This is a genomic window from Dietzia sp. DQ11-44, assembly GCF_014145205.1.
Classification (GTDB): Bacteria; Actinomycetota; Actinomycetes; order Mycobacteriales; family Mycobacteriaceae; genus Dietzia; species Dietzia natronolimnaea.
In genome coordinates this window covers 1-2,302 of record NZ_JAALEC010000408.1, presented here as the reverse complement: position 1 = coordinate 2,302, position 2,302 = coordinate 1, and the positions used below count along the sequence as shown (strand labels likewise).

3 protein-coding genes are annotated in these 2,302 nt (G+C 72.1%); 1 reads left to right on the top strand and 2 read right to left on the bottom strand.

Translation table 11 applies throughout. From position 1 onward, the window contains the following. Window positions 1–200: acyl-CoA thioesterase domain-containing protein (locus G6018_RS10685; protein WP_347237854.1), on the bottom strand; the 200-nt coding region annotated here is incomplete at its 3' end. Between the two features lie 36 nt (window positions 201–236). Here G6018_RS10685 and G6018_RS10680 point away from each other — a divergent pair. Beyond that, the gene (locus G6018_RS10680) at window positions 237–1,403 is read left to right on the top strand and encodes a lycopene cyclase family protein (RefSeq protein WP_182639569.1); all 1,167 of its coding nucleotides are present in this window, start codon (window positions 237–239) and stop codon (window positions 1,401–1,403) included. On the opposite strand, the gene G6018_RS10675 is transcribed toward G6018_RS10680, so the two are convergent. Further along, complete coding sequence (locus G6018_RS10675) at window positions 1,400–2,206, bottom strand: hypothetical protein (protein WP_241732053.1); 807 nt, start codon at window positions 2,204–2,206, stop codon at window positions 1,400–1,402. The two genes, G6018_RS10680 and G6018_RS10675, sit on opposite strands and share 4 nt — an antisense overlap. Window positions 2,207–2,302 lie beyond the last annotated feature (96 nt).

Genomic DNA, 2,302 nt, shown 5'->3' with positions numbered 1-2,302 from the left:
GCCACGGGCACCGGGCCGAGGACGTCGACCGAGACCCGGGACAGCCGCACCCCGGGCCGCCGCTCGAACCGCTCCATGGCCCGCACCAGCAGCGCGCTGGGCGGGCCGGCGTGCTGTGAGTCCGGTGACCACGGACCGGCCGTCAACGGGGAGGACTCGAATCGGCCCTCGGCGACCTGGTGGTAGAACGCTCCCGGCACGTCCACGTCCTCTCGTCGGCGGTACTGTCTGTCGTGATGGATGCTACGGGGGCTGCTCTCTACGACGTCGCCGTCGTCGGTCTGGGACCGGCCGGCCGCGCGCTCGCCTCCCGCTGCGCCGCCGCGGGCCTGAGCGTCCTCGCGATCGATCCGAAACCGGACGCGCCGTGGCGCCAGACGCTCTCCCTGTGGGCCGACCAGCTCCCCCCGTGGCTCTCGGTGGCGTCGTGCGGTGTCGACGTCCTGGCACACTCCGTCCACGCGCCGGTGCACTACTCCCCCGACCGGGCCGTGGTGGACCGGGCCTACAGCGTGCTCGACAACGACGCCCTGCGCGAGGCACTGCCTCTCGGAGCCGGCGTGACCGTCGAGACCACGGCCGTCGACGATGCCGCGTTGCCTGCACTGACCGCCCGGGCGCACCGCGTGGTGGATTGCCGCGGCGCCGGTGGCTCCGCCAACCGAGGGCCCCTCCAGACCGCCTACGGGATCGTCCTGGACGCGGAGGACGCCGCCCCCGCCCTCGCTGGTGATCCGGCGCTGTTCATGGACTGGCGGACGGACCACGACGACGACGAACTCGGCCCGAGCTTCCTGTACGCGATACCCCTGGGTGCCGGCAGGGTCCTGGTGGAGGAGACGTGTCTGGCGGGGCTGCCCGCACCGGATCCCGTCGACCTCGCGGCCCGGCTGCGGTCGAGGCTCCTGCGACGCGGGGTCGCGCGGTCGGCCATCGATGCGCCGCTCGAGGTGGAGCGGGTGCGGATCCCGCTCCTGCCCCGAGGTGGTGGGTCCGGAGCCCCCCGGATCGAGGCCTTCGGCACCGCCGGGGGACACGGCCACGCGGCGACGGGGTATTCGGTGGCCTCGATGCTGGCGGCGGTCCCCGGCGCGGTGCACGCCCTCGGCACCGGATTCCCGATCCCGGCGCCCCGGTCCCCCGCGAGCACCGCGCTGCACAGGATCGGGCTCCGCGTTCTCCTGCGCGCCGACGCCCGGACCCTGAGGCAACTGTTCGGCGCGTTCGGCCGGATCGACGCTCGTCGCCAGCGGTGGTTCCTCGACGGCGCGAGCCCCTCGTACCAGCTGACGCTGGCGATGTGGGACATGTGGGTGATCATGCCCGCACGAGACAAGGTGGGGATGATCGCCGCCGTCGTCCGGCGGCGCCCCCGTCCCGCCGTCGGTGCTCGATCGGGCTAACCCGAGACTCGGCGCCGCGGCCCCGCATCACCCGGCGACGGGGAGAATCCGTCGAAGGTGAGGGCGAGTGCCTTGGGACTCCGGGTCAGGCGGAACATCGAGGCCAGCGCGATCACGGCCCACGCCACACCGATCAGTTCGAAGGTCTCCTCGACGTACATGATCGCCACATACAGGTCGGACATCCCCTGGTCGCGTTCCACGATCCCTGAGATTGACTCGATGACCAGCGCTCCGAGGAGGAACACCACCGCGGAGCCGATCAGCCCGACCGTCACCCGGGTTCGGAGGGCGAGGACCAGGCGGATGAGGAGCGCGGCGACCACCAGCGCGATGGCGGTCCCGGGGATGACCCAGCTGTAGTGGAGATCCCCCGGCACCGCCGGCGCCAGGCGGTCACCGAAATAGAAGAGTCGCTCGTGGAGCTGCGCCGCCTCGTCGGCCGAGGCGATGACGGCCACGGTGGAGAACAGCCACCACGACGCCCGGAACCGATCAGAGGTGAGGGCTGCCAGCGCGGCCAGCGCGGCGACGAGCAGCCACATCGTGGCCGCGAACCAGACCGCGATGTTCCCCTCGCCCCCGATGTCGAACGCGCTCCACAGCAGGTTCCACCCGTGATCCCGCTCGTAGCTCCCGGTGGATCGGACCACGACGTACAGGATCCCGGACAGCGGCGCCAGGAGAACCGAGGGCAGCAGCAGCCACCTGGCCGCCCGGGACAGGCGATAGCCGGCTACCCCCGGGTCTCGATCGTGGTCCGGTGGCGCTCCGGTCGGTATGTCATCCGCGGGTGGGGCCATGCGGCCAGGGTAAACACCCGGAGAACCGCCAGCGACCCCGGGAGGTCGCTGGCGGTCCTCCCGCAGGCGGCTAGGAGACTGCTGAACAAGCTGTGA

Bases quoted from the DNA above. Each gene is read 5' to 3' on its own strand.
- G6018_RS10675 (WP_241732053.1), bottom strand. From the start codon at position 2,206: ATGGCCCCACCCGCGGATGACATACCGACCGGAGCGCCACCGGACCAC.
- G6018_RS10680 (WP_182639569.1), top strand. From the start codon at position 237: ATGGATGCTACGGGGGCTGCTCTCTACGACGTCGCCGTCGTCGGTCTG.